The sequence below is a fragment of the Fulvivirga aurantia genome (assembly GCF_009711475.1).
Classification (GTDB): domain Bacteria; phylum Bacteroidota; class Bacteroidia; order Cytophagales; family Cyclobacteriaceae; genus Fulvivirga; species Fulvivirga aurantia.
Genome location: NZ_SMMD01000310.1, coordinates 1 through 1688 on the forward strand (window position 1 = coordinate 1; position 1688 = coordinate 1688).

Genomic DNA, 1688 nt, shown 5'->3' on the forward strand with positions numbered 1-1688 from the left:
CTGCCCGCATAGAGTTCGTACTCTAATAATCGACTATCTATTCTTCCGTTATAAAACTCCACTCTTCTTTTAGTCTTTAAGCCTACATTTTTAGCCAACTTAAGGTTGCCGGTAAAGATATATCCAAAATACCCCTGGGCTTTCTGCTTAAGAAAATCACCAATTTGTTGATAAATAGGAGCAAGGCTTTCTTCTTCTCCCAGTCTTTGACCATACTCAGGATTAAAAAATATCACGCCATTTTCTTCCGGCATTGGTGTCTCCCTAAAATCACACTCAACAAAATCTATGAGGTGGTCTACACCGGCAGTCATTGCGTTTTGCTTAGCAGCTTCTAAAGCCATATAGCTTAAATCACTAGCTATAATTTTAAAGTCAAGCTTCTTTCTTACCCGTTCCTTGGCAGCTTGTCTAATAGACATCCAATAGTCACGATCGTATAACTTAGTGTGCATAAAGCCAAAATTGCTTCTAAAAATACCTGGAGGTCGATTAGTTGCAATTAGTGCAGCTTCAATTGCCAGCGTGCCACTACCGCACATTGGATTTACGAAATGGCTTTTTTTATCCCACCTTGAGGCCAGAATAGTTGCCGCGGCAAGAGATTCCATCATCGGGGCCTTAAAAGGAATTTTTCTATAACCATGCTTGGTAATAGTATCACCAGACGTATTTATATAAATACTAGCCTGGTCATCTACCCAGTGAAGAAAAAATACAGTTTTGTCAGTTTTAGGGCCGGAATCCGGCCGTTGACCTTTGGCAGCATAGATTTTATCAACAATAGCATCCTTGGCTCTTAAGTTAGCAAATCGGGTATCCTTGATGTTATCATTTTTTACAAAACTGTCGATGTTTATATAACCCGTATGGTTAATATACTTGAGCCAATCTATTTTATATAATTCTTTATAAAGATCATCAGGGGTAAAGGCTCTAAAACTTTTTAGGTGATAAAGTACTCTAGTAGCCGTTCTGAGGTGCAAATTGAGCAGCATCGTGTCCTCATAAGAGCCTGTGGTTTCGACACTTTGTATGCCTGTTTCTTCAGCATCATAACCTAATGCTTCTATTTCTTGTTTTAAGATGGATGCGAGCTTAGGCGCGCAGTTTACAACAATTCTGGTGTCTGACATCAGGTCAACATTTTAAAATTTATGTAAAACTAATCAAAGCGTTATGAAAAACAGTTTATCTAAACCCATTATCCTCTACGGGATGTTGCTCTTATTAATTAGTGCATGTGCACCAAAATACGGAGCCCACTTCAACCAATCCAGCAATTTTTACGAACCGGCAGTAGCAACTGCTGATGAAAAGCAAACAGAATCGCCTACAGAGGTTCAGAAAATTGAGGCTGAGACGAGTAGTATTGATGCAGAACAACTTGTAGCAAGTAAGGACAGGTTAGTATTACCAACTCCTCCACCTAAAGTGCAACAAATTGTAAAAGAATACGAAGAGGCTGCAAAAGAAATAAAAAGCAAAGACCTCACAGCTAAAGAAGAAAAAAAGGCTTTGAAGAAAGAGTCGAAGAAGGTTCGTAAAAAACTCAAAAAGGAAATTAAGAAAGAAGTCGAAACCTTAAAGGAGCAAGACAGTGGTGGCGAATATGTGGTGGCAATGATCTTGGCAATACTTCTTCCTCCACTTGGCGTGGGATTGACATATGGAATATCTAGTGAGTT

The 1688-nt window shown here is 39.0% G+C and carries 2 protein-coding genes; one reads left to right on the forward strand and one right to left on the reverse strand.

Going from position 1 to position 1688, the window contains the following annotated elements; translation table 11 throughout:
• Window positions 1–1136: THUMP domain-containing class I SAM-dependent RNA methyltransferase (locus E1176_RS01375; protein ID WP_155208788.1), on the reverse strand; the 1136-nt coding region annotated here is incomplete at its 3' end.
• A gap of 43 nt (window positions 1137–1179) precedes the next feature.
• Between E1176_RS01375 and E1176_RS01380 the strand changes: the two genes are divergently transcribed.
• On the forward strand, window positions 1180–1688 hold a 509-nt coding region (locus E1176_RS01380; RefSeq protein ID WP_155208789.1), incomplete at its 3' end, for a YqaE/Pmp3 family membrane protein.